At 64.5% G+C, this 22532-nt stretch carries 27 protein-coding genes; 13 read left to right on the top strand and 14 right to left on the bottom strand.

Annotated features, from left to right (window positions below):
* Positions 1–708: 708 nt before the first annotated feature.
* On the bottom strand, positions 709–849 hold the full coding sequence (locus tag VIL42_03525) for an excalibur calcium-binding domain-containing protein (GenBank protein HEY8591918.1): 141 nt from the start codon (positions 847–849) through the stop codon (positions 709–711).
* A 326-nt stretch (positions 850–1175) separates the two neighbouring features.
* On the opposite strand from VIL42_03525, the gene VIL42_03520 reads away from it, so the two are divergent.
* Positions 1176–1736, top strand: a complete 561-nt coding sequence (locus VIL42_03520; GenBank protein ID HEY8591917.1) for a hypothetical protein — start codon at positions 1176–1178, stop codon at positions 1734–1736.
* A gap of 75 nt (positions 1737–1811) precedes the next feature.
* Here VIL42_03520 and VIL42_03515 read toward each other — a convergent pair whose 3' ends face one another.
* Entirely contained in the window at positions 1812–2567 is a 756-nt protein-coding gene (locus VIL42_03515) for a Crp/Fnr family transcriptional regulator (GenBank protein HEY8591916.1), read from the bottom strand.
* Between the two features lie 260 nt (positions 2568–2827).
* Between VIL42_03515 and VIL42_03510 the strand changes: the two genes are divergently transcribed.
* The 3 genes from VIL42_03510 to VIL42_03500 all read left to right on the top strand — a co-directional run bounded on the left by VIL42_03510 (position 2828) and on the right by VIL42_03500 (position 4044).
* Positions 2828–3082 (top strand): hypothetical protein, encoded by a 255-nt coding sequence (locus VIL42_03510; GenBank protein ID HEY8591915.1) that lies wholly within the window; start codon positions 2828–2830, stop codon positions 3080–3082.
* Positions 3082–3429 (top strand): response regulator, encoded by a 348-nt coding sequence (locus VIL42_03505; GenBank protein ID HEY8591914.1) that lies wholly within the window; start codon positions 3082–3084, stop codon positions 3427–3429. The genes VIL42_03510 and VIL42_03505 overlap by 1 nt, the downstream gene beginning before the upstream one ends.
* A gap of 270 nt (positions 3430–3699) precedes the next feature.
* The gene (locus VIL42_03500; GenBank protein ID HEY8591913.1) at positions 3700–4044 is read left to right on the top strand and encodes a thermonuclease family protein; all 345 of its coding nucleotides are present in this window, start codon (positions 3700–3702) and stop codon (positions 4042–4044) included.
* A 205-nt stretch (positions 4045–4249) separates the two neighbouring features.
* On the opposite strand, the gene VIL42_03495 is transcribed toward VIL42_03500, so the two are convergent.
* Both VIL42_03495 and VIL42_03490 read right to left on the bottom strand, forming a co-directional pair.
* Positions 4250–4930, bottom strand: coding sequence for a recombinase family protein (locus tag VIL42_03495; protein HEY8591912.1), 681 nt, complete (start codon positions 4928–4930; stop codon positions 4250–4252).
* 64 nt (positions 4931–4994) lie between these two features.
* Entirely contained in the window at positions 4995–5849 is an 855-nt protein-coding gene (locus tag VIL42_03490; protein ID HEY8591911.1) for a hypothetical protein, read from the bottom strand.
* 424 nt (positions 5850–6273) lie between these two features.
* Here VIL42_03490 and VIL42_03485 point away from each other — a divergent pair, with 424 nt between their 5' ends.
* From VIL42_03485 to VIL42_03475, 3 genes are all read left to right on the top strand, one after another.
* Complete coding sequence (locus VIL42_03485; protein HEY8591910.1) at positions 6274–6594, top strand: hypothetical protein; 321 nt, start codon at positions 6274–6276, stop codon at positions 6592–6594.
* 74 nt (positions 6595–6668) lie between these two features.
* Positions 6669–7121 carry a hypothetical protein gene (locus VIL42_03480; protein HEY8591909.1) on the top strand — a complete coding sequence of 151 codons (453 nt, stop codon included), beginning with the start codon at positions 6669–6671 and terminating at the stop codon, positions 7119–7121.
* Between the two features lie 173 nt (positions 7122–7294).
* Complete coding sequence (locus VIL42_03475) at positions 7295–7816, top strand: gamma carbonic anhydrase family protein (protein ID HEY8591908.1); 522 nt, start codon at positions 7295–7297, stop codon at positions 7814–7816.
* A gap of 13 nt (positions 7817–7829) precedes the next feature.
* On the opposite strand, the gene VIL42_03470 is transcribed toward VIL42_03475, so the two are convergent.
* Positions 7830–8039 (bottom strand): hypothetical protein, encoded by a 210-nt coding sequence (locus tag VIL42_03470; protein ID HEY8591907.1) that lies wholly within the window; start codon positions 8037–8039, stop codon positions 7830–7832.
* Between the two features lie 149 nt (positions 8040–8188).
* On the opposite strand from VIL42_03470, the gene VIL42_03465 reads away from it, so the two are divergent.
* Positions 8189–8698 carry a hypothetical protein gene (locus VIL42_03465; protein HEY8591906.1) on the top strand — a complete coding sequence of 170 codons (510 nt, stop codon included), beginning with the start codon at positions 8189–8191 and terminating at the stop codon, positions 8696–8698.
* A 109-nt stretch (positions 8699–8807) separates the two neighbouring features.
* Here the strand turns inward: VIL42_03465 and VIL42_03460 are convergent, their stop codons facing one another.
* The gene (locus tag VIL42_03460) at positions 8808–9446 is read right to left on the bottom strand and encodes a PadR family transcriptional regulator (GenBank protein ID HEY8591905.1); all 639 of its coding nucleotides are present in this window, start codon (positions 9444–9446) and stop codon (positions 8808–8810) included.
* 62 nt (positions 9447–9508) lie between these two features.
* On the opposite strand from VIL42_03460, the gene VIL42_03455 reads away from it, so the two are divergent.
* Positions 9509–10483 (top strand): aspartyl protease family protein, encoded by a 975-nt coding sequence (locus tag VIL42_03455; GenBank protein HEY8591904.1) that lies wholly within the window; start codon positions 9509–9511, stop codon positions 10481–10483.
* Positions 10484–10492: 9 nt separating this feature from the next.
* Here the strand turns inward: VIL42_03455 and sdhA are convergent, their stop codons facing one another.
* Genes sdhA through sdhC form a run of 3 tightly spaced genes read right to left on the bottom strand, consistent with a single transcriptional unit; the run spans position 10493 to position 13082 of the window.
* Complete coding sequence (sdhA, locus tag VIL42_03450) at positions 10493–12298, bottom strand: succinate dehydrogenase flavoprotein subunit (protein HEY8591903.1); 1806 nt, start codon at positions 12296–12298, stop codon at positions 10493–10495.
* Positions 12295–12690 carry a succinate dehydrogenase, hydrophobic membrane anchor protein gene (gene sdhD, locus VIL42_03445; GenBank protein ID HEY8591902.1) on the bottom strand — a complete coding sequence of 132 codons (396 nt, stop codon included), beginning with the start codon at positions 12688–12690 and terminating at the stop codon, positions 12295–12297. Before sdhD ends, sdhA begins: the two co-directional genes overlap by 4 nt.
* Positions 12687–13082, bottom strand: coding sequence for a succinate dehydrogenase, cytochrome b556 subunit (gene sdhC, locus VIL42_03440; GenBank protein ID HEY8591901.1), 396 nt, complete (start codon positions 13080–13082; stop codon positions 12687–12689). Before sdhC ends, sdhD begins: the two co-directional genes overlap by 4 nt.
* 141 nt (positions 13083–13223) lie before the next feature.
* Between sdhC and VIL42_03435 the strand changes: the two genes are divergently transcribed.
* The 4 genes from VIL42_03435 to VIL42_03420 all read left to right on the top strand — a co-directional run bounded on the left by VIL42_03435 (position 13224) and on the right by VIL42_03420 (position 17093).
* Positions 13224–14513 (top strand): methyl-accepting chemotaxis protein, encoded by a 1290-nt coding sequence (locus VIL42_03435; GenBank protein HEY8591900.1) that lies wholly within the window; start codon positions 13224–13226, stop codon positions 14511–14513.
* A gap of 105 nt (positions 14514–14618) precedes the next feature.
* Entirely contained in the window at positions 14619–15323 is a 705-nt protein-coding gene (locus VIL42_03430; GenBank protein HEY8591899.1) for an SDR family oxidoreductase, read from the top strand.
* Positions 15313–16230 (top strand): subclass B3 metallo-beta-lactamase, encoded by a 918-nt coding sequence (bla, locus tag VIL42_03425; protein HEY8591898.1) that lies wholly within the window; start codon positions 15313–15315, stop codon positions 16228–16230. Before VIL42_03430 ends, bla begins: the two co-directional genes overlap by 11 nt.
* On the top strand, positions 16227–17093 hold the full coding sequence (locus tag VIL42_03420; protein HEY8591897.1) for a 50S ribosomal protein L11 methyltransferase: 867 nt from the start codon (positions 16227–16229) through the stop codon (positions 17091–17093). The genes bla and VIL42_03420 overlap by 4 nt, the downstream gene beginning before the upstream one ends.
* Here VIL42_03420 and VIL42_03415 read toward each other — a convergent pair whose 3' ends face one another.
* Genes VIL42_03415 through recN form a run of 5 tightly spaced genes read right to left on the bottom strand, consistent with a single transcriptional unit; the run spans position 17094 to position 22486 of the window.
* Positions 17094–17528, bottom strand: a complete 435-nt coding sequence (locus VIL42_03415) for a hypothetical protein (GenBank protein HEY8591896.1) — start codon at positions 17526–17528, stop codon at positions 17094–17096.
* A 42-nt stretch (positions 17529–17570) separates the two neighbouring features.
* Positions 17571–19619: an NAD-dependent DNA ligase LigA gene (gene ligA / locus VIL42_03410; GenBank protein ID HEY8591895.1), complete on the bottom strand. Its 2049-nt coding sequence runs from the start codon at positions 19617–19619 to the stop codon at positions 17571–17573.
* Positions 19606–20328 carry a dienelactone hydrolase family protein gene (locus VIL42_03405; GenBank protein ID HEY8591894.1) on the bottom strand — a complete coding sequence of 241 codons (723 nt, stop codon included), beginning with the start codon at positions 20326–20328 and terminating at the stop codon, positions 19606–19608. Before VIL42_03405 ends, ligA begins: the two co-directional genes overlap by 14 nt.
* A complete protein-coding gene (locus tag VIL42_03400; GenBank protein HEY8591893.1) occupies positions 20325–20837 on the bottom strand; it encodes a DUF1697 domain-containing protein in 513 nt (170 codons plus the stop codon). Before VIL42_03400 ends, VIL42_03405 begins: the two co-directional genes overlap by 4 nt.
* Positions 20834–22486 carry a DNA repair protein RecN gene (gene recN / locus VIL42_03395; GenBank protein ID HEY8591892.1) on the bottom strand — a complete coding sequence of 551 codons (1653 nt, stop codon included), beginning with the start codon at positions 22484–22486 and terminating at the stop codon, positions 20834–20836. Before recN ends, VIL42_03400 begins: the two co-directional genes overlap by 4 nt.
* Positions 22487–22532: the final 46 nt, after the last annotated feature.

Here is a 22532-nt window from a genome sequence, read left to right as displayed (position 1 = left end):
GCCACGGCGGTTAACCGTGACCCCCGCGCTACCCATGTAGCATAGACCAATCAGAGCGCGCTCTTTGGCGAGGAAAGTGGGGCTAAGCCGCCAACCGCAATCCCAGCTCTTTGATTGCCTGTGGGATGATAATTCCGTCCCGGGAACAGTGTCTCGGGACCGGCCTATGCGGATGGAGGGGGCAACTGCTGCTAGAGCAAAGCGCCACCTGTTCCCGCCATTTCCCACCGGCCAGGGGGTCGTAAATACAAACCTTGCACATAGCATCGACGGATGAGCGCAAGGGCTGCCGTTTAGACATAAACTTCGTAATTTCTTTCTGTGGTGTCCTCCTAGTCTCCCCCTCGGGTGACCAGAGGAGTAAACGGATGATTGTAGGCGACTAAAGGTCTGCTGACCTCAATCCCCTAGCCAGCAAGAGCGGAACTATAGGTAACCAAAGTTACGCGCACGCGAGCCACAGCAGTTCACCGATCCAGGCGGGCGCTGTCAAGCCCTTGAAAGTGAGAGTAAAACCCTTTGGCGTCTCCCAGGCGGCTCCGGCTCCTGCCCCATGGGATTTCGGGTATGGAAAGGGCGGGCTAAGGCCGTCTTTCATGAGCGTAGAAGGCCGCGCCGGAGGTCTCCGCAATCTCGACGCCTGTGCGCTCCGTCGCGTCCATTCTCGCGGTCCAAAAGCGGGCTAAGCCTTACGTGTGAATGGCGTGGCTACATGCCCCGATAAGGCTCACAAGAGATGCCATCTCCATCCGCATCCAGCGGCTCGCGATACCCAGGTTCACCCGCATAGATGGGAGCCACCCCAGCCGCCCGAGCCGCGTTACAATTCGGGTAGTAAGCTCCCGCCATTGGGCTGTTCTCGCGCCCGAGGTCCCGCGACGCTCGCGCAGCCGCTTGGACGGGCGCTGGCATCTTTTCGGGATTGAGGGCGCCGTAGATTGCCACGAGAGCGAAGCCGCCCACGACGAAGGGGTAGACGCCGCTGTCGCGCTTCTTGCGTCCACGATAGCCAGAGAGCCTCGGTCGCCCGCGAAATGGCCTTACGTTCCCCATGCGGAGGAGATTAGCGTCCTAGGGTAAAGCGTCCGTTGCGCCCCATCAGCTTATGTCTGCTTTCGAACCATTGCGGACATTGGGAGCGCATGCGCTAGGGTGCGCCGCAAGGGGCGCCCTGCATGGACACATTCAGCTTCGTATTTTCGTTTTTCGGCCTTGTCCTCGGTCTTGGCCTCGCCGAGCTGCTCAGCGGCTTTGGCAAGTCGTTCCAATCACGGCGAAAGGTGCATATCGGGCTACTGTCGCCGCTTCTTGGGCTGGCTGTCTCCCTCGACCTAACGTCCTTCTGGATGTGGGCCTGGTTCATCAGAGACCGGGTCCCTGCCAGCTACGTGGCACTTATGTGCGGCTTGGTTGTGACCGGGCTCTATTATTTAATTGCACGGATCACGTTCCCCGAAGAGCCAACCGAATGGCCGGACTACGATCTATATTATTTTGAGCACCGCCGCCTGGTCATCGGGGGTGTCGTACTCTGCAACTTACTTGCCATCCTTTATCAAGCTGCCTTGGGTGTGCAGGTCAACACAAGCTGGTTAGGGCTGGCGTTTCTAGCGACACAGGTCGCATTCAGCGCGGTAGTTTTGCTGGCGCGGTCACGCAGGCTGAGCGTCATTGGGCTCACGCTGCTGGTGCTTTCTTATCCTGGTTCCACGATCCCCGGATTGCTCGCGGGCTAGTGTCCGCATTCCACCCATTCGGACATCAGCCGCTTAGGTCTGCTTTCGATGAAAAGCCGATATAAGCCCGGCCCCTCAGGCGAACGCCGCATCATCCTCGCGCATGTGCAGATAATTGCTATCAAAATCGCCAAGCTCAACAAGCTTGCGCCAATCGGCAATGCGCAGTGTGCGAGGGTTCGGGCGGCTGATGACTGCTTCCCTCTCCAAGGCCCGCATCGTTCTATTGACGTGGACTGCTGTCAGGCCGGTCGTGTCAGCAAGCTGTTCCTGTGTCATCGGTAGCTCGTAACCGCCCTCATCGCCCAAGCCGGCAGACTTTAAACGGAGCGAGAACTCGCAAAGCAGATGCGCCATGCGCGTGCGGGCATCTCTTCGGCCCACGTTCGCAATCCACTCGCGGAAGATCGAGGCATCAACGAGGGTGTCGATCCACATCGCGTGCCCTACCTTGGGCCGCGCGAGCGTAAGATCGACGAGCGCCTCCCGGGGTATCATCGCCACCTTGCCGGTGGTGAGCATCTGCACGCTGTGATCGGCGACTTTCAGCATCGAGTTCTGAAGGTCGACGGCTTCGCCCTTCATGTGGATAGCAACAATTTGGCGGTGGCCGGTGGCGACCAGCTTGGACCGGATAGAGAAGCCTGCAAGCATAACGCACGAGTGCGTCGCAATGTCGCGTTCCCGCACGATGAATTCGGCGCGCTGCATTTTCTTGATCGTAAAGGGAAGTCCAAGAATCGCAGCGCGATCGTCCGCATCCAGCTCGGCACGATAGGCGAGCTTGGCGACCAGCGGCTCGAGAGTGGAAGAATTGGTTTGAGGCTGCACTGCGATTGCTCCCGAAGAGATAGGCGGGAGCACAAGACACCCTCTCAGTCGCCGAGGAACGACGGTCGTTTATAGCACACGGTAGGCACCTCGACCAATCCACGTTAGCCGATTGCCAACTAAACTAAGTTTGGTCTTCGGCGAAACAATATGGGACAGCCCGTGTAACTTGTGTTACAAAAAAAACATCGCCGGCCAAAGACTTGGGCGTCGGCGGCTGAGAGTCACCATGCTCCCGCCTTGTAGTCGGGGAGTGGATCGTGACGCGCTATTTCATGCATCTTCGAGACGGCACCGACGAACTACTGGATCCGGAGGGACGGGAGTTTGCGAGCCTTGCCGCGCTCCGCGACGCGGTGCTCTTTACAGCCCGAGACTTGCTGGTGGGCGACATCCGGGATGGACTGCTGGACCTGCGCTTCCGTATCGATGCCGAGGATGAAGGCGGAGCAATCATCTACACTCTGCCCTTCGAACACGCGGTGAACATTATCCCCGCCGTTATGGCCGCATAATGCACGCGCTCATCATTGAGGATGAGTTTCTCACCGCCCAGCTTATCGAAGATCGCCTACGCGCTCTCGGCTTCACCTCCTTCGCTTTTGCAATGAACGAGCAGGAAGCGGTAGCAGCCGCTTTGGAGCGCTGCCCTGACCTTATCACGTCGGACGTGCAGCTTTCGCGCGGCTGCGGCATCGACGCGGTGCAGCGGATTTGTGACGAAAAGCCGATACCAGTGCTCTACATCACCGGCACCGCATCCGCGGTCCGCGAACGGTGCCCGTGGGCAATAGTCATTCAAAAGCCGTTCGGGATGGCTGACCTCACCGAGGCCGTCAAACTCGTGCGCAAGGCTGCGTAGCAGGAGTTTCACATGGCTACAGTTCAGAGAGGATGGCAGCGTAAATGCCCGCAATGTGGTCGACCTGGCACCATGCTGCTTGAAGAGCCTGAACACGACAGCAGCGGCGAACATTCTGTATGGGTGGGTGCCACTGGTTGCTGGGAAGTGCTCGCGGGCAAGTTGGCCCACAACTGCAAGGGGCTTAGTTCCGCCGCTTCGCAGTGAGCGGAGCGCAATGTCTGCTTTCCACCCATTGCGGACATTCGCCACAGGCGCGAAGCTGCCCCGATGATAGTCGACTGCCCAAGCGCTTACGTTGTCGATGGAGACACGCTCCGCTGTCGACGCGAGCGCTTGCGGCTCCTCGGCATCGACGCCCCCGAGCTGGCATCCTGTCCCCGCTGGCGCGTGTGTGTCCCAGGCGACGGACAGGCGTCCAAGCGGAGCCTCACTGGCGCGATGCGCCTCGGCCCCATTCGCTACCAGCCGGTGACGGTAGACCGCTTCGGGCGGATAGTGGCGGTCGTGTGGGCCGGAAGGGTGAACCTCTCGTGCTGGCAACTCCAGCGTTCCCAAGCGGTCTACAAGCCCAACTGGGACAATGGGCGGCTCATCGCCCGCGCTTGCTCGTAAGTCGCCAAGCGAGCCACACAAGGATGGCGGCGAACCCTGGAGGGAGAACCAGCGCCGTGCTGGCGGCAACAATGAGGAGCAAGCGCCACGTCCTCTACGAAGAGGGAACCGAAGCGCCCAGCCGCGCCCGCGCCCAGTTCATTCGGCACGAAAAAGTCTAGTGGCTCGTGAATCCTACAATGCAAGCGGCGGCGCAGCAGCGTTGCTAGTCTGCCGCTGCTAAACGGCCAAGTAAGTTGCGCACGGAGGTAGGATACCACTTGCCCCCCCGAGGCGTCCGAAAGTGACGCTCGTTCAGCGCCGATGCGAGCTGGCGAAGCGAGCGGTGCCCTTCGGACCGCAGATGCTGAATGACGGGCGAGAGGTCGAGCGCGTGACGATCCGCAGCGCTTTTTATGGCATTAAGGGCTGCTTTGTTCCCCTTCCCAGCACGCCGGAGTGCCGCCGCGCCATTCGGGTTACCTAGCCTGACATTCCGCGCCTTCGCGGCCTGTAAAGCGGCCTTAGTTCGCCCACTGATTGCCTTCCGCTCTTCCTCGGCAATGACGGCCAGTATGCCCACCGTCACATCTGTAACCTCGGGGTTATCGGCGGCCACAATCTTGGCTCCGCTGTCCCGCAACGTGAGCAGGAAGGCCGCATTTCGGGAAAGACGATCTATCTTTGCGACTACCAAGGTCGCGCCAGTCACCTTGGCGTGGTGTAGTGCTTTCGCCAGCTCGGGACGGTCGTTCCGCTTACCGCTTTCGACTTCAACATACTCGCCCAGAACTTCACACGAGCGGCCATCGCAATATCTGGCGACGGCTTCGCGCTGGGCATCCAGGCCTAGACCCGAGCGACCTTGGGCGGCCGTGGACACACGGTAATACGCCACAACCTTCATGGCCAACGCCCTCTGTATAAAACTCCCTAACGTTCGTTACGCTGTTTTATACAGTCCTGCAACCTTATTTCAACTTCGCGGCTGTCGCGACCGCATCAAAGTCTTTCTGGGTAGGGACTCGCCCGAGGTTCACGGCTTTGGCAAGAAGCCTGACGAGAATGTCGCTCGCCGTGGTATAGGCCTCCGCTCGTGCGGCTTTCGTCAGCCTCTTGCCATGCACGACTCTAGAGCGAACGCCGTAAGCTTTTTTGACCGCGTCGTAGTATCGCGCCTTCGCGGCCGAGTCCTCGTCGAGCATTAGCGCGCAGTAGAGTGCAATGCGTCGGCTTTGCTCCGCATCGACCGCCAGAAGCGCCTCGATGCCAGCCCAAAGGAGCATCACGCGGGATTCTACGTCGAACAAATAGTGCGAGTTTCCGAAATACCGCATAGCTACGCCGAACCGTTCATCGCTGATGAGACTGTTGAACCGTCGGCGGCTCGCCCGAGCCCAGGTAAGCTGTTCATTGGTGACGCGTGTTAGTTGCTCGACCGGGTTGACGATGAGGTTACGGTTGGAAATCGCAAACTCGGTGTAGTTTGTCCCAGCTGAAACGGTGAACAGCGGAAATGCGGGCGACCCAGAGGCGACGCTGAGAAGGTGAAAGTCCCAGAGTGCGTTCCATGCTTTCGCCCCCAGCGCCGACGGCCCTCCCTTATGCGTCACCTCTATGGAGAACGTTGCAATGTCGCGCATCGACAGAACAGCGAATAGCTCGTGCGGGGTCTGGCAGCCTTCCGCCGCGACCTCGACTTCGAATGTCGGCACCTCGGGTTGAACATGAATGCCGGGAGCGAGCTTAAACCTTTCGGGTATCTCTAGCCCGTGCCCGACTATCGTCACTGACGTCGCCCGATGGCCCACTACGACGCTGACCATTTAAGTTCCCCGTATGAGGGACCGAGCGGGTCCCCTTTGGTTCTCCGCGCGGTTCCATACGCCGTTGCCAACGCCTCTTCAAAACAACCGCTAAACGCGGTCGGCTGCTGTTGTTGATTCCGTCTCTCTTGAGCTGGGCAACCTTCCGGCCGCACACCATTTGACCCACAGCTTATCCACCACATATTGCGCCGAAAGCTGCCATGAGCGTCTATTAGCGGTAGCCGTTCCCCTTTAGTTCTGGTATGCCTTGTGGCGACTCGGGCGCTTTGCCCGATTCCGCGTGATGTGAGGTCAGTCTAGGAAACAGCGGGACCTTTTTGCCGCATCCGTTCCCCTGGTTGGAACGGGCATTCCGGCACACACGATGCTGTTGTCCAACGGTGCTTTACGCTCGCGTGAAACGCATCAGAGGGTAAGAAGCATGTCGACAACTTGTGAGTGGCCGGGGGCGTCCGGTCGGACCTACACCTATCACGTTTACGGCGTCGGAACTTCGTTCAAGACCGAGCCCGGCAACTACATTTTCGCGAAGGTCGCAAACGGCAAATGGGTTCCCGTCTACATTGGTGAATCGGAGTGCCTCGGCGAGCGATGCACATCGACCCACCACAAGTGGGAAGCCGCGTTGAAGCATGGCGCAACGCACATTCACGCTCACCTCAATAAAGCTGGGCTTCAGTCGCGGCTGGATGAGGAAACCGACCTTCGCCGCAACTTCAACACGCCTTGTAACGACCAGTGAATGACGGGTGCGGCGGCCTACGGACGGGTCGCCTCGCCTACTTGGCAACAACCCAGTGAAGGGATGACTTGAACATGAGCGACGACATTGCGCCTGATGAGCCTGATGATGGCGATTTCGAGCCGCTGCCGGAGGGCCACGACTGGCTCCTTTCGCAGCTCGTGCGTCTCGCTGACATCGGCGTAGACATCGGCCTCACCGTGATGGCGAATGGCGAGACGATTACCGGAACGCTAGCCGGTCAGCGCGCCTATTTCGAGGCAACCCGCGCCGCCGTGAACACAAAGACCATTGGTAACGACACTGTTCGGGAAGACCATATGTTCAATGCTGCATTGGAGGCGCTTGGCGAGGTGGCGCAATCAGAGGGGCCGGTTCCCCATCCCGAGTTTCTCCATCTCAAGGATGCTCATGTAATCTCGCCCAGTGGGCTCACCCCGACACACGGAGGGGTCTGGTGGAGAGGTAAGATTGCCTCCGTTGATGGGTTCTGGTTGGGCTCGGCGAACCCGCGCCCTCAAGCTTGAGACGCTACAAAAAGGCGCTACAAAGTCATTCGTCGGAGCGATGTATCATTGGCTTGAATCCGCGGTTTTCTTGTTTGCTGTGTCCGTTCCTCTCCTGGGCACCAGCATCCAAATTCCGCCGCTTTGCGGCGGGGAATTTGGATGCTGCGTCGGATAGCCGCTAAGGGCGGACAATGCCGCTCTACGCTCTCGACGACCTGCAACCGGTCCTCGGCCCCGGCGCGTGGGCCGCGCCGTCGGCCGACCTGATTGGCGACGTCCGGCTCGGCGCGCGGGCAAGCGTGTGGTTCGGCGCGGTCCTGCGCGGCGACAATACGCCGCTGATCCTCGGCGACGACACCAACTTCCAGGACGGCGCCATCGGGCATAGCGACGCGGACTTTCCGCTGACCATCGGCGCCCGCGTCACGGTCGGTCACCAGGCGATCCTCCACGGCTGCACGATATCCGACGATTGTCTGATCGGCATGGGCGCGCGGATCCTCAACGGCGCCGTCATCGGACCGGACTGCATCGTCGGCGCCGGCGCGCTGGTGACGGAAGGGAAGAGGTTCGAACGTGGGAGCCTGATCGTCGGCACGCCGGCGCGCGTCGTGCGGCAGCTTACCGAGACGGAGCGGCAGCTACTGCGCCTTTCCGCCGCGCATTATGCGCAGAAGGCGTCGCATTATGCTGCGACGCTGCGGACGGTCTGAGCCGCCGAGCGGCCTAGCCGATCCGCGACGAATAATGGCGGTCCAGGTTTAGGCGGCGCGAGCTCAGCGCCGCGCGGGCGAGCTTTTCCGGATTCGCCACGCCGCGGGCGATCGCCTCGAGAACGTCGCGGTAGAGCCGATCCTCTTCCATGTGGGCGCGTTCGGTCAGGTCGGCGATCTCGTCGATCTCCTCGATGCGCCGCAGCACCTCATCTACCGTCATCTTGTCCTCGTCTTGCGTCCTGTCGGCAGTGCTATGCACAGACGATCGGCGCGGCAAAAGAGCTAGATCGTCCGGGCGCCCACGAGAGAGTTTGAATCGCCAGGCTTTTGCGGCCAACATGCCAATCTGCCGAGAACAGGGGGCGAACCATGGCAATTGACCTGGAAAAGTGGAAACAACGCAACGCCGCTGAGCGGGTCCGCGCCGCGCTGACCCGGCCGAAGAAGGACAATACGGCCGAGCGCCTGCGTCGCCAGTTCGCGGGTGCTGCCGAAAAGGCCGTCAAGGCGCTCGTTGCCAAGGAGCGCAACCCCTGGCTCAAATATGGCTTCAATGAGGAAGTGGTGGTGACCGCGCGGCTTGGGAAGCACGTGATTCCTGTGACCGGCGACGAGGCCATTGCGCTGAAGCCCAAGGATGCCGAAGCCTATCTGAAGGACGTGATCGCCGCCACCGAAGCCGGCCAACTCGATCGCGATCTCCTGAAGACCGTGCCGGCCGCAGCCTCTAATGAAGAGCCGCGCCGGCCGCGCCCCAGTGCTCCTCCAGCACCCGCACCGGCGCGTGAAACCGCGGCGCCAGTGCAGGAGAAGCCGGTAGCCGCACCTCCGCGCATGTCGCCGATCAGCTTCGGCATCGGGCTGAGGGACGAGCGTTAGGCTCGAGCAGAGCGGCGTCCGCCGAGCGACTCAGCGACGTCCGCATCGGGGCGCGGTCCAGGCTCCAGCTTCCGGTGCCAGGTTCGCACTGATGTCGGTCTAAGCTCGATCAGCGCTTCAGCCGGTCGCCGATCCACTGCAGCCGGGCGTCGAGAAGCCTCAGCGCGAGATCGGTCTGTTCCTGGTCTGCGCGATCCTCCGTGCGGTTCGTCAATGTGTCGATCTGCGCTGCCGTGCGATCGGCCAATTGCTTCAGGAGCGCCGCGCGTTGCGCCCCCTCCAAGGCCTGCCATAAGGGGGAGCGGAGTCGGAACGGGTCGAGCCCGAGCCCGCACGCCGTTTCAACATCCGCCGCCCAAAGCGCGAGCGTTTCGCGCCCTTTGTCGGTGATTTCGAGCTGCAGGCCGCGGCGGCGTTCGTGCGGCCGCGCGGCGATATGACCCTCTTCCGTCAGCCGCTTGATCGCCGGGGATACCGCGCCGGCGCTGCCGCTCCACTGGTCGCTCGGCGACTGCTGAAAAGCCATGCGCACCTTGTAGGCAGTGTCGTTCCCACGAAGAGCGATCTCGCTCAGGATGGCTCCTTCCAGTTCACTAAACTTCCGCACCGCTTGACACCTTCTCCGTTTGGTACGAAACGCACCATTATTGATACGGATCGTACCAACAAATTCGGAGTTGGCCAATGCGTTCTCTCGTCGGCGTTCTTGGGCTTGCCGCTGCCACACTCGTTGCAAGTGCCGGATCATCGCAATCTGCGCCTCACCCGGGGGAAGAGCTGGTGCGCCTTTATTCTTCCGGCACGCGCGCAATGGCTATCCTGACCATCGGCGGCGCGGCGCCGGCGCCCGTGGTGTTCGACACCGGCACCGACGTCGACATGCTCACGGAGAGCTATGCGAGCGGCCTGAAGCTCCCTACCGTCGGCAAGTCGGAGTCCATCGACCTGGCGACCGGCAAAAGAAGCTGGCTCCCCGTTGTCGAACTCGGGTCTGTGCGCCTCGGTGCAGCCAGCCTCGCCGACACCAAGGTGCAATTGTTCGAGACGGCTGCGGATGACTCGGTAGGGGTATTCGGACCCGCGGCCTTCGGCGGCAGGCTCGTCACTCTTGAACTGGGCGCAGGCCGCCTTCGCGTCGCGCCGCGCGACGGCGGAACCATGCCGCAGCAGGCGGCAGAGCCCTTCGCAGACAATCTTCCTTCGGCGACAGTGGAAGTCGGCGGCATGCGCGTGCGCGCTCACCTCGACAGCGGGTCGAACACGGGTCTCATGCTGCCCAAGTCGATGATGAACAAAGTGAAGCTGAAGGCGCCTGCACGACCGGGGCCAACGGCTTATTCCGCCAGCGGGTCGCAGCAGGTATATGTCGGTCAGCTCGATGGCGACCTGAAGATCGGCTCCCGCATCATTCACGACCCGCAGGTCACCTTTTCAGGCATCAGCGCGGGCGCGAACATCGGCTTTGCCATCCTCAGGGACATGACACTCGTCATCGATACTGCGGGCAAGCGCTCGTGGCTTCTGGACCCGGCCGTCGATGTGCCGGCCGCGGCCGAAATCGCCGGCACCTACGGACCGGTGACCGTCCGAGCGTCCGGTACTGGCAAGCTGATTGTCGAGCGGGCGGACAAGGCACCGGCGCAGCTTGTCTCGATCGGTTCCGCCCTCTTCCAGGAGGGCTCAACGGCCGAGCGATTTCAGTTCATGCGAACAGGCGGCCGGGTCACTGGCCTGAGAACCATCTCCGCAGGCGGCAGGATAGCGACCTTCGCCAAGACTGGCTGAAGCTGCGCCCTAGTAAACGCGCTTCTTCGGCTTGATGTACTGGATGTCGTCGGTCAGCGTGAACTCGTGGACCGGGCGATAATCGATGTGGACGCCGCCCTGCGGGACCTGACCGCCCCAGCCTGAGAACCAGGCGCAGCTGTGCTTCATCCAGTTCTTGTCGTCGCGCTCCGGATAATCTTCCTGCATGTGCGCGCCGCGGCTTTCCTTGCGGTTGGTAGCGCAATGCATGGTGACGACCGCTTGGGCGAGCAGGTTGTCGAGCTCCATCGTCTCGACGAGGTCGCTGTTCCAGATCAGGCTGCGGTCGCTGACCTTTACGTCCGCCATGCGCATGAAAGTCTTGTCGATCTTCCCGACACCTTCGGCGAGCGTCGCATCCGTCCGGAACACGGCGCAATCGGCCTGCATGGTCCGCTGCATCTCCAACCGGATCTCCGCCGTCGGACTGCCGCCATTGGCGTTGCGGAAATGGTCGAGCCGGGAGAGCGCGAAGTCGGCGCTATCCTTCGGAAGCTCGTCCTGCTGCGCGTTGGCCTTCAAGGTTTCGCCGAGGCGCAGGCCGGTGGCACGGCCGAAGACGACCAGGTCGATAAGGCTGTTGGACCCCAAGCGGTTGGCGCCATGGACGCTGACGCAGGCCGCCTCGCCGACGGCGAACAGTCCGGGCACGACGCGGTCCGGATTGCCGTCCTTCAGCGTCACGACTTCACCATGATAGTTGGTCGGAATGCCGCCCATATTATAGTGGACGGTCGGGACGACGGGGATCGGCTCACGCGTTAGGTCGACGCCGGCGAAGGTCTTCGCGGTCTCGGTGATGCCCGGCAGCCGCTCAGCCAGGATCTCCGGCGCGATATGGTCGAGGTGAAGGAAGATATGGTCCTTGTGCTGGCCGACGCCGCGGCCCTCGCGGATTTCCATCGCCATCGAGCGTGACACGACGTCGCGGCTGGCGAGGTCCTTCGCGCTCGGCGCATAGCGCTCCATGAAGCGCTCGCCTTCGCTGTTGGTTAGGTAGCCACCCTCGCCGCGCGCGCCTTCGGTGATGAGAACGCCCGCGCCGTAAATGCCGGTCGGGTGGAACTGCACGAACTCCATGTCCTGCAGCGGCAAGCCGGCGCGGAGCACCATCGCATTGCCGTCGCCGGTGCAGGTGTGGGCCGATGTCGCCGAGAAATAAGCGCGGCCATAGCCGCCGGTGGCAAGCACGACGGCCTGGGCACGGAAGCGGTGGATCGACCCGTCGTCGAGGCACAAAGCGACCAAGCCGCGGCAGGCGCCATTCTCCATGATCAGGTCGATGGCGAAATATTCGATGAAGAAGTCGGCGTCATACTTCAGGCTCTGCTGGTAGAGCGTGTGAAGCATGGCGTGGCCGGTGCGGTCCGCGGCGGCGCAGGTGCGCTGCGCAGCCGGGCCTTCGCCCATGTTCTGGGTCATGCCGCCGAACGCACGCTGGTAGATCTTGCCTTCCTCGGTGCGGCTGAACGGCATGCCTGCATGTTCTAGCTCGATCACGGCCGCCGGCGCTTCGCGCGTCAGATATTCGATCGCGTCCTGGTCGCCGAGCCAGTCGGAGCCCTTCACGGTGTCGTACATGTGCCAGGTCCAATGGTCCGGGCCCATGTTGCCGAGCGATGCGGCAATCCCGCCCTGCGCCGCGACGGTGTGGCTGCGCGTCGGGAAGACCTTGGTGACGCAAGCGGTCTTCAGCCCGGCATTGGCCGCGCCCATGGTGGCGCGAAGGCCGGCGCCGCCGGCCCCGACGACGACGACGTCATAAGTGTGATCGACGATCTTGTAGGCGCTCAAGCCGAAACTCCGAAGGTCAGGGAGGCGAGGGCGTAAAGCGCGATCGCAGCGCCGCCCACGGCCAGGAACAGCAGGAAGGTGTTGACGGCGAAGCGCAGGCCTTCTTCGTGGACATAGTCGTCGACCGCCACTTTCACGCCGTCTAGCGCATGCTTGAAGCCGACGATCACGAGCAGCGCCATCGGGATGCCCGCCGTCGGGCTCCGCAGCCATTCGGCGAAGGTGCGCGGGTCGAGGTTCGGCAGCAGAAAGAGCGATGCGATGAACCAGGCGCCGAGCAGAGTCAGGGCGATGCTGGTCACCCGTTCGCCGAGCCAATGCTCGCCGCCTTCGCGGGCGGAACCGAGGCCGCGGACCTTGCCAAGCGGTGTCGAGCTGTCGCCGATGCTCATTCCACATATCCCAGAAGATAGGCCCACAGCGCGACCGTGCAGATCACGGAGGCGAGGATCGTCAGGTTGGCCGAGCTCTTGTTGACGTTCAGCTCGAAGATGGCGCCGGTGTCCATCACCAGGTGACGGAGGCCGGAAAACAGGTGCTGGAAGAAGCTCCAGGTGATGCCGACGAGCACGATCAGTCCCAGCGGGTGCTGCATCGCTTCGCTGAACTGCGCGTAAGCGTCGGCGCCTTGCGACAGGGCCACCAGCCACCAGGTCAGGATTGCCAGCCCCGCGAAGGACAAGGCGATGCCGGTGGCCCGGTGGAGGATGGAAACGAGCATATTCGGGCCCCAGCGCCACACTGTCAGGTGCGGCGAAAGCGGGCGTGATCGGGTGCTTGCCATGGTCAGGCCGCTTAAGGCGCGGCCTTAGTCCACGCAAGGTTGCGAAAGGCCAGCCCTAACCCCGTCTTAACCATTGCCGCTGCATGAGAACGCCCGAACCGCCGCGGGGCGGACAGAAGGCATAGCACGGAGACCGGACGGATGAGCGGCGACACGGCACAGCTTCAGCAGCTGACGGACGAGCAGGTGAGGGCGCGCATCGCCGCCTATAATGCCGGGGGTTCGCTCGACAAGGACATCGCACTGCTGAGCGACCATGTGACGGACCTGCTCGCGGTCGAAGTGGAAAAGCAGTTCGGACCCGAGCGCGCTCGCCGCTATTCGGAGCTTTATTCGACCAAGGTCAGCGCTGGCTGGGTGCAGTCGGTCGCCGAGTACGGCCGCCAGATCTACCGCGAGCGGATCTCGGTTCCGGATTACATGGCCGCCCGCAACCGCATCGCCAGCGGGGCGCTCGAAGCCATCGCCGATCGGCTGTCGGACCGCCCGGCGCTGCTCGCCGAATGCGTCGCCGCCTTTTACCGCGTCGGCATCGTCGAAAGCGACATCATCCTTGCGCAAGTGTCGCTGCTCGAAGCGATTGCCGCCGCCGACCAGCGCGGCCGCGAAAGCGAGCATTTCGAGCGCCGAGTCGCCGAACTCGTCCGCGCAAGCACCGAACAGTCGAAGTCGCTGACAGACCGCACACGCTCGACCGCTGCGTCGGCACGCGGCATGCTCGGCAAGACCAGCGAAGTCGCTGCGGCTGCCGAACAGTCCGCCGTCGCCATGCGCGAGGCCGCGCAGACCGCGGCCGGCCTCATCCGCGCGATCGAGGACGCCCGGGCCGAGGTCGAAGTCGCGTCCGGCGTCGCCGTCCGCGCAAGTGACCAGGCGAGCCAGGCCGTGAAGGTCAGCCAGGCGCTGTCCGCTCACGTCGAGGCGATCGAATCGATCCTCAGCCTGATCCGCGACATTGCCGGCCAGACCAACCTCCTGGCGCTCAACGCCACAATCGAAGCGGCGCGCGCAGGCGACGCCGGCCGCGGCTTCGCCGTCGTCGCCCAGGAAGTGAAGAGCCTCGCTTCCCAGACGGCGCGTGCGACCGACGACATCACCGCCAAGATCACTGCGATCCAACAGGCAACGCGCCAGACGGTCGATGCCAACGGCTCCATCCAGGGCACGGTCGAGGAGGTGCAGACCTCCGCCGACCGCATCCGCGAGGCGATGGAGCTCCAGGCCCAGACCGTGACCATGATCACCGCCGCGGTCGACGAAACGGCGCTCGCCGCCGACTCGATGAGCTCGACCATCGCCGCGATCCGCACCGACACCGAAAATGTCGCCAAGGATATCGATGCGGTCGAGCAGGGCTTCGGCCGCTTCTCGGAGCAGATCTCCAACTTCAAGACGACCGCCAAGGAATTCGTGAACGGCATGGCCGCGTAACGAGAAAGCGCTCACCCTAAGCCTGTCGAAGGGCGAGCGCTCGCGTTTCGACAAGCTCAGCGTGAGCGCTGTTGGCGGGACTCGGCCGGCGCGCTAGGCGGGGGCATGAACATCCTCGTCACCGGCGCGAGCCGCGGCATTGGCGCGGCCGCTTATGCGCTCCTCAGGAAAACCGGGCACAGGGTCGTCGGCCATTCGACCGCCGGCAGCGACCAGCTCGTGGCGGGCGACCTGATGAACGCGGATGCGCCGCGCGACATCTGGGATACGGCGCTCGACGAGCTCGACGGCGAGATCGACGTGCTGGTCAACAATGCCGGCATCTACGAGGCCGTCGGCGACAATGCGCCGGACGACGAATGGCACGCCGCCTGGCACCGGACCATGACCATCAACATGCAGGCGGCGGCGGATCTGTCGCGGCTGGCGGTGTCGCACTTCCTCGATCGTGGCGGCGGCGGCCGCATCGTCAATGTCGCGAGCCGCGCCGCCTTTCGGGGCGACAGCCCGCAGCACTGGCATTATGCCGCGTCCAAGGGCGCGATGGTCAGCATGACGAAGACGATCGCCCGCGGCTATGCGTCCGACGGCATCCTCTGCTTCGCCGTCGCGCCGGGCTTCACGGTGTCGGAGATGACGGCTGAATATCTCGAAGGCCGCGGCGGGGCGAAGATCATCGCCGACATCCCGCTCGGGCGCGTCGCGTCGACCGACGAGGTCGCCGAAGTGATCCGCTGGCTGGCCGTCGACGCACCCGCCTCGGCAACGGGCAGCATCATCGACGCCAATGGAGCCAGCTATGTTCGCTAGCCTCTTCCTGCTTGCCGCCATGCAACTGAACCAGGTGGTCGTGCCGCTTGGACGGCCAAGGGTCATCGAGCGGCCGCGTGCGCCGATCGAGACATCCGGGCCGCTGTGGGCAGCCGCTTGTGATGGGTCGGACGATTGGGAAAAGCCCGCGCCGCCCGTGCGCATCCACGCCAACACTTATTATGTCGGCACCTGCGGAATCGCCTCGGTCCTGGTCGTCGGCAGCCAGGGCAGCGTGCTGATCGACTCCGGGACGGAGGGCGGTGCGGACCTCGTTGCCGCCAACATCCGCCGCCTCGGTTACGACCCGCGCGACGTGCGCGTCCTGCTCCACAGCCACGAACATTTCGACCATGTCGGCGGCATGGCCCGGCTGCAGCAGCTGACGGGCGCCCAGCTTTATGCATCGGCGAACGCAGCGCCGGTGCTGCGCTCGGGCATTGCCGCAGACGGCGACCCGCAGAAGAGCGTGCTCAAGCCGTTCGCGCCGGCACGCGTCGACCGGGTGCTGCGTGACGGAGAGGAAGTCCGCCTCGGCGATCTGATGCTCAAGGGTCACTACACGAAGGGACACACGCACGGCGCGATGAGCTGGCAATGGGTCAGCTGCGGCGGCGGCGTGTGCCGGACCATCGTCTATGCCGACAGCCTCTCGCCAGTCAGCGGCCCCGATTACCGCTTCAGCGATCATCCCGGCGCGCTCGAGGCGTTCCGCGCCAGCATCGCCAAGGTCGCCAGCCTCGATTGCGACATCATCCTGACGCCGCATCCCTCGGCGAGCGGGCTGGACCAAAGGTTCGCGCTCGGGCGCCCGCTCCTCGAGACGGAAGGCTGCAAGACCTATGCGGCCAAGCTGACAAAGGCGCTCGACGAGCGGCTCGCAAAGGAAGCGGCGGCGAAGAAGTGAGCTTCAGGGTGACGATAGCCTGCACCCGCGCGCAGGGTGAGGCGGTCGCGGATAGTGACGATCTTTTCCCGAACGCGGTGCTCGTCGCGGACGAGCCGGATCCCGCGAAGCCCGACGACTGGCTGATCCACGGCTATTTCGACAATCCGCCGAGCGACGATGAGCTCGCGGCCTTCGTCGCGCTGGGGTCCGGCGAGCCGCGTGTCGACGAACTCGGCGAGGCGGACTGGGTGACGATGAGCCAAGAGGGGCTGCAGCCGATCCGCGCCGGCCGCTTCTACGTCCACACGCCCATGTACCGCAGCGTTCCGCCGGGCACCGTCCCGTTCGAGATCGACGCGAGCCTCGCCTTCGGCACCGGCCAGCACGCGACCACCAGCGGCTGCCTCGAAGCCTTGGACCGGCTCGAGCGCGACGGCGCCTCTTTCTCGAATATCGCGGATATCGGCACCGGTACCGGCCTGCTCGCCTTCGCGGCGCTCGCTTTGTGGGCGCAGGCGAAGTGCATCGCCACCGACATCGACCCGATCGCCATCGACGTGTCGCGCGACAATGCCGCGATCAACCGCGTGGAGCTCGGCCATGCGAGTGGGGAGCTCCTGCTCGGCGTAGCGGAGGGCATGGACTCGCCGCTGCTGGCGGCGCGCGCACCCTACGACCTGATCATCGCCAACATCTTGGCCGGCCCTCTGATCGAGCTCGCGCCGGATTTCGTGAAGGCCCTGGCGCCCGGCGGGACGGTGATCCTCGCAGGGCTGCTCGACAGCCAGGCTGGCGCGGTTGCGGCCGCTTATGAGCAGCTAGGCATGAAGCTGGCGAACCGCGGACCCGGCGAGTGGCCGGTCCTGGTGCTCAGCCGCTGATCAGAGGGCCTGGGCGGAGCGGATCCAGCCCTTGCGGATCATCAGCTGGACGTCCTCGGGCTTGATCATGTTCAACTCGGGCGAGTCCCCGCGAAGGGCGAAGACGCCGTAAGTGCCGACCGGCTTTTCGTCGGGCGGCATCATCATGCCGGAACAATGCGGCACCGGAAGGTCGAAGCTGGCGGTACCCTCGATGGTGTAGCCCTTGCGCAGGCCGCCCTTGTAGACGTGCAGCACTTTCAGCATCGACTTGCGGTCGCCCGCGGCACTCGGGGCGATGATCCCATAGACGATATGGTCCGCCTGCTTGGTGAAGCGCTCGATCAGCTGCTCATGCGTCGGCGGCACCCAGCCGGGCGGCGGCGGCGCGCACGCGAAGGCGGGACTCGCGGACGCGGCAGCGGCGATCGCGGCGAGGCAGAGGGGCAGCTTCATCAGGCAAGTTTGCGCGAACTGCGCTGAACCTTTCCCGAACGGCTAAGCGCCTGTCTCGGCAACGATTTTCGCCCATTCGGGTTCACCGATTACTCGCACACCAAGCTCTTCGGCTTTCTTGAGCTTCGACCCGGCCCCGGGTCCGGCGACCACCAGGTCGGTCTTCGCACTTACCGATCCCGCAGCGCGGGCCCCCAGCCGCTCCGCCTGGGCCTTGGCTTCGTCGCGGCTCATCGTTTCCAGGCTGCCGGTGAAGACAATCGTCTTGCCGGTCCATTCGGTCTGCTTCGCATCGCTGACGAATGGCTGCGGCGAGACTTCCGACAGGAGGTCGTCGAGCACTTCGCGGTTGTGCGGCTCGTGGAAGAAATCGACCAGCGCTTCGGCGACGACTGGTCCTACGCCCTCCACCGACGACAATTCGGATTGGCCTGTCTCAGAGGTAGCGGCGCGCCGAAGCTCCTCGATCGTGCCGAAGCATTTCAGCAGGTCGCGCGCGGTGACGATGCCGACGTGGCGGATGCCGAGGCCGAACAGCAGCCGCGGCCCGTCCGGCTGGCGCTTGGCCTCGATGGCGGCGAGCAGATTGTCGACGCTCTTCTCCTTCCACCCCTCGCGGCCGAGCAGGCCGGCGCGATGCTTGCGGAGGCGGAAAATGTCGGCGGGCGAATGAAGCCAGCCGAGATCGATGAACTCGGCGATGCTCTTCTCGCCCAGCCCTTCGATGTCGAGCGCGCCGCGGCTAACGAAATGGCGCAAGCGTTCGAACCGCTGCGCGGGACAGATCAGTCCCCCGGTGCAGCGGACGTCGACCTCGCCCTCTTCGGCAACCGCTTCGGAATGGCACTGCGGGCAATGGTCGGGGAAGACGTACGGCTCGCGCGGCTCGTGGCGCGTGAGGTTCTCGACCACCTGCGGGATGACGTCTCCTGCGCGCTGGATTCGCACGCGGTCGCCAATGCGGAGTCCTAGCCGCTCAATCTCGTCCCGGTTGTGCAGCGTCACATTGGCGACGATCACGCCGCCGACACCGACGGGCTTGAGGCGCCCAACGGGCGTCAGCTTGCCGGTGCGCCCGACCTGGATGTCGATCGCTTCGAGCGTCGTCTCCGCTTTCTCAGCGGGGAATTTGTGCGCGAGGCCCCAGCGCGGGGCGCGTGCGACCTGGCCGAGCCGCTCCTGCCAGTCGAGCCGGTCGACCTTGTAGACGACGCCATCGATGTCGAACGGCAGGTCGGCACGAACGCGTTCGATCTTCCCGTAGTGGGCGAGCATCTCGGCCGGCGTTGTGCAGCGCTTCAGCATTTCCGTGACGGGCAAGCCGAAGCCTTCGATCCGCTTCATCGCGTCGAACTGTGTCTCGCCGAGCGGTTGGCTGAGCTCGCCCCAGCCATGGCCGAGGAAGCGCAGCGGCCGCGCCGCCGTGACGCTGGGGTCCTTCTGCCGCAGCGAGCCGGCCGCCGCGTTACGCGGGTTCGCGAAGATCTTGCCGCCGGCTGCTTCCTGCCGCGCGTTCAGCGCCTCGAAGTCGGCCTTCGACATGTAGACCTCGCCGCGCACCTCCAGCACGTCCGGCGCATCCTCTATCCGCTGCGGGATGTCGCCGATGGTCCGGACATTGGCGGTCACGTCCTCGCCGACACTGCCGTCGCCGCGGGTTGCGGCGAGCACCAGAACGCCCCGTTCGTAACGCAGTGAGCAGCTCAGCCCGTCGATCTTGGGTTCGGCGGTCATCGCCACCTGCGCGTCAGCCGGCAAGGCCAGGAAGCGCTTCACCCGGGCGGCGAACTCCTCAACCTCTTGCGGAGAAAAGGCGTTGTCGAGGCTGAGCATCGGCCGCGCGTGCGTGACCTTGGCGAGGCCGCTGGTTGCCGGCGCTGCGCCCAGCCGCTTCGACGGCGAGTCCGCCCGCACCAGATGAGGGAAGCGTTCCTCCAGCTCGCGGTTCTCGCGGACCAGCGCGTCATAATCGGCGTCGGAAATCTCCGGCGCGTCCTGGTCGTGATAGAGCCTGTCGTGCCGCGCGATCTCTTTCGCCAGCCGCATCAGGCGGTTGGCGGCTTGAGCTTCGCCGATCTCAGTCGCCGCCACCGAAGACTTCTTCGAGCAGGTTGATGAAGCTCGTCCAGCTGCGCTCGGCGGCGAGTGCGTTATAAGCGACGCCGTCGATCTGCAGGTCGCTGGCGCGCGGGTTGGTGAAGCCGTGACCCACATGGCCGTAGGCGTGGATTTGCCAGTCGGCGCCGGCGTCCGACATTTCCTTGCCCAGCGCGACCACCGCGTCAGGCGGCACCATGGGATCGTCCCAGCCGTGGAAGGCGACGACCTTGGCCTTGATCTTCTCGGGTGGAAGGCCGGGCGGATCGAACAGGCCGTGGAAGCTGACCGCGGCGCGAATGTCGGCGCCGCTCCGCGCGAGGTCGAGCGCGCATTGGCCGCCGAAGCAATATCCGGCGACGACGATCTGCCCGTCGGCCACTTCTTCGAGTCCTCGCGCAAGGTCGAGCACATGTTCAAGCCGGCGTCGGAGCGCGGCGCGGTCCTCGCGCAGCCGCCCCATCTCGCCGAACATCACGTCCCGCTCGGCGCCGCGGAACTCCTTGCCGAACAGGTCTACGACTAGCGAATTATAGCCGAGCTCGACCAGCTGCCGTCCGAAGCCGAGTTCGAGCTCGGTCACGCCCATGACGGTCGGGATCAGGATCACGGTGGGGCGCGCCTCGCCGTCGCGGCGGCCGACGAACACGCTTTCGCAGCTCTCGCCTTCGAACTTGTGCGGGATCGGGCGTTCCTTACTCATGACATCTCCCTTGCAAGCTCGGCGAGCTTGGCGACCGTGTTCATGTTGCGGGCCGTTCCGGCCGCCTTCGTGCCCAGCTGGAGCTTCGAGGCGCCGAGCCCGTCGGGATAGTGGACATAGATTTCACGCTTGCCGCGCGCCAGCCGTTCCTTTGACCTGTTCTTCGCCTCGTCGATGGCTTCGCTGCCAGGCTGTTGGTCGAAGAAGATGGCGGCGACGCGATTGCCCGGCTCGTCCGTAAACGGATTGGCTTCGACCACCTGCGCCAGCTCCGCCGCAGTGCGGATCATCACCTCGACGGTCTTGCCCATATGCGCCGTGATCGCGCGCTCAAGCTGCTTCTTTAGCGCCTCTTCGCCGTCGGCCGAGGTGAAGAGCAGGTTGCCGCTTGCAATGTAGGTCCGCGGGGATCCGAGCCCGCATTCGTCGGCGATGCGCTTGAGCTCGGCCATCTTCAGCTGCCGGCCGCCGACATTCACCGCGCGCAGCAGCGCGACGAACGTGGTCACGCGGCGTCGAGCAGGCGCGAGGCCTGGGCGCGCGCTTCATCGGTGACGGACGCACCGGACAGCATGCGCGCAATCTCCTCGCGCCGCTCATCATCGGATAGTTTGCGGACGCTGGTGCGCGTGCCGTCGGACCCGTGGCTCTTCTCGATGCGATAGTGCGTTGCCGCGCGGGCGGCGACCTGCGGCGAGTGAGTGACGACCAGCACCTGCGACTTCGCTGCCAGCCGCGCGAGCCGCTCGCCGATCGCGCTCGCGACGGCGCCGCCGACGCCGCGGTCGATCTCGTCGAAGATCATCGTCGCGGCGCTGCCCGCTTCGGCCAGCGCGACCTTGAGCGCCAGGATGAACCGCGACAGCTCACCACCCGAAGCGATCTTCGTCAGCGGGCCGAACGGCGCGCCCGGGTTGGTCGACACTTCGAACTCGACTCGGTCGGTACCCGACGGGCCGGGTTCCGCTTCGGCGATCGCCGTCCGGAAACGCGCGGCATCGAGCTTCAGCGGCGCGAGCTCTTCTGCAACGGCGGCATCGAGCCGCGCGGCCGCAGCATGGCGGGCCTCGCTGAGCTCGGCCGCCGCGCGCCCATAATGCTCGCGGGCCTCGGCGAGCTGCCGATCGAGCGCCTCGATCCTTTCACTGCCGGCATCGATCGCTTGGAGCTGCGCCTGCATCTGCGTGCCAAGGTCGGCGAGCTGGTCGGGCTCGACGCGATGCTTGCGGGCGAGCGCGCGAATGTCGAACAGCCGCGCCTCGACCTGCTCCAGCCGCGCCGGGTCGAAGGCGAGGGCGTCGGCTGCGCGGGCGATCCGCTCCTCGGCTTCGCTCGCCTCGATCAACGATCGGTCGAGGGCGGCCAGCGCTTCGCTGAGCAACGGGTGGTCGGCGGCGCCGCGCTCGATCTGTCGCGCCGCCTGACGCAGCAGCGACAGCGCGCCGTCCGATCCGCCGAGCAGTTCGTCGAGCCCGGTCAGCGACTCGCCGGCCTTCGCTCCCGCCTGCATTGCTGCGCGTTCCTCGGCTAGCCGGCTTTCTTCGCCTGGCTCTGGCGCAAGCGCTTCGATTTCGCCCGACGCAAAGGCGAGCCATTCGCGGTCGCGCTCGGCAGCGGCGAGTTCACCTTGAGCCTGCAGCAGCTCGGCCTCGAGCCTGACGACCTCATTCCAGCTCGCCTCGACACGGGCCAGATCGACCCGCGCGAATGCGTCGAGCAGCGCCCGATGGCCCTTGGGGTTCAGCAGTCCGCGCTCGTCATGTTGTCCATGGATTTCGACGGCCAGGCTTCCGACCTCGCGGAGCAGCCCTGCCGGAACGCTGGCCGCGCCCACAAACGCGCGGCTGCCGCCGTCGCTCTTGAGCGTTCGGCGGACGATCAGCGGCTCGCCTTCATCTGCCTCGATCCCCTGGTCCTCGAGGAGCGCCTCGACGGCGTGCCCGCGCGGCAGGTCGATCTCGGCGGTGACGGAAGCAGAGGCCGCTCCCTGGCGGACCAGCGCCGCATCGGCGCGCGCACCGAGGGCCAGGCCCAATGCGTCGAGCAGGATCGACTTGCCGGCGCCCGTCTCGCCGGTCAGCACGCCCAATCCGGGCGCGAATTCAAGCTCGAGGCGCTCGACGAGCACCACATTGTGGATTGCAAGCTGCCTCAGCACGGGCGGCGACGTCCGCGAAACAGGTGTCCGGTCCCGCCCCGCTTGT

The sequence above is a fragment of the Sphingomicrobium sp. genome (assembly GCA_036563485.1).
GTDB lineage: Bacteria > Pseudomonadota > Alphaproteobacteria > Sphingomonadales > Sphingomonadaceae > Sphingomicrobium.
Note: the sequence above shows the minus strand (reverse complement) of the source record. Positions and strands in the feature narration are given on the sequence as shown.

Coding starts and splice junctions, on each gene's coding strand:
- VIL42_03500 (HEY8591913.1), top strand. CDS start 3,700: ATGATAGTCGACTGCCCAAGCGCTTACGTTGTCGATGGAGACACGCTC.
- VIL42_03475 (HEY8591908.1), top strand. CDS start 7,295: ATGCCGCTCTACGCTCTCGACGACCTGCAACCGGTCCTCGGCCCCGGC.
- bla (HEY8591898.1), top strand. CDS start 15,313: ATGTTCGCTAGCCTCTTCCTGCTTGCCGCCATGCAACTGAACCAGGTG.
- VIL42_03490 (HEY8591911.1), bottom strand. CDS start 5,849: ATGGTCAGCGTCGTAGTGGGCCATCGGGCGACGTCAGTGACGATAGTC.
- VIL42_03430 (HEY8591899.1), top strand. CDS start 14,619: ATGAACATCCTCGTCACCGGCGCGAGCCGCGGCATTGGCGCGGCCGCT.
- VIL42_03455 (HEY8591904.1), top strand. CDS start 9,509: ATGGCTATCCTGACCATCGGCGGCGCGGCGCCGGCGCCCGTGGTGTTC.
- VIL42_03470 (HEY8591907.1), bottom strand. CDS start 8,039: ATGACGGTAGATGAGGTGCTGCGGCGCATCGAGGAGATCGACGAGATC.
- sdhD (HEY8591902.1), bottom strand. CDS start 12,690: ATGAGCATCGGCGACAGCTCGACACCGCTTGGCAAGGTCCGCGGCCTC.
- VIL42_03520 (HEY8591917.1), top strand. CDS start 1,176: ATGGACACATTCAGCTTCGTATTTTCGTTTTTCGGCCTTGTCCTCGGT.
- VIL42_03505 (HEY8591914.1), top strand. CDS start 3,082: ATGCACGCGCTCATCATTGAGGATGAGTTTCTCACCGCCCAGCTTATC.
- VIL42_03465 (HEY8591906.1), top strand. CDS start 8,189: ATGGCAATTGACCTGGAAAAGTGGAAACAACGCAACGCCGCTGAGCGG.
- VIL42_03495 (HEY8591912.1), bottom strand. CDS start 4,930: ATGAAGGTTGTGGCGTATTACCGTGTGTCCACGGCCGCCCAAGGTCGC.
- VIL42_03405 (HEY8591894.1), bottom strand. CDS start 20,328: ATGAGTAAGGAACGCCCGATCCCGCACAAGTTCGAAGGCGAGAGCTGC.
- VIL42_03480 (HEY8591909.1), top strand. CDS start 6,669: ATGAGCGACGACATTGCGCCTGATGAGCCTGATGATGGCGATTTCGAG.
- VIL42_03435 (HEY8591900.1), top strand. CDS start 13,224: ATGAGCGGCGACACGGCACAGCTTCAGCAGCTGACGGACGAGCAGGTG.
- sdhC (HEY8591901.1), bottom strand. CDS start 13,082: ATGGCAAGCACCCGATCACGCCCGCTTTCGCCGCACCTGACAGTGTGG.
- VIL42_03415 (HEY8591896.1), bottom strand. CDS start 17,528: ATGAAGCTGCCCCTCTGCCTCGCCGCGATCGCCGCTGCCGCGTCCGCG.
- VIL42_03525 (HEY8591918.1), bottom strand. CDS start 849: ATGGCGGGAGCTTACTACCCGAATTGTAACGCGGCTCGGGCGGCTGGG.
- VIL42_03485 (HEY8591910.1), top strand. CDS start 6,274: ATGTCGACAACTTGTGAGTGGCCGGGGGCGTCCGGTCGGACCTACACC.
- VIL42_03460 (HEY8591905.1), bottom strand. CDS start 9,446: ATGATCCGGCACTTGCAACGAGTGTGGCAGCGGCAAGCCCAAGAACGC.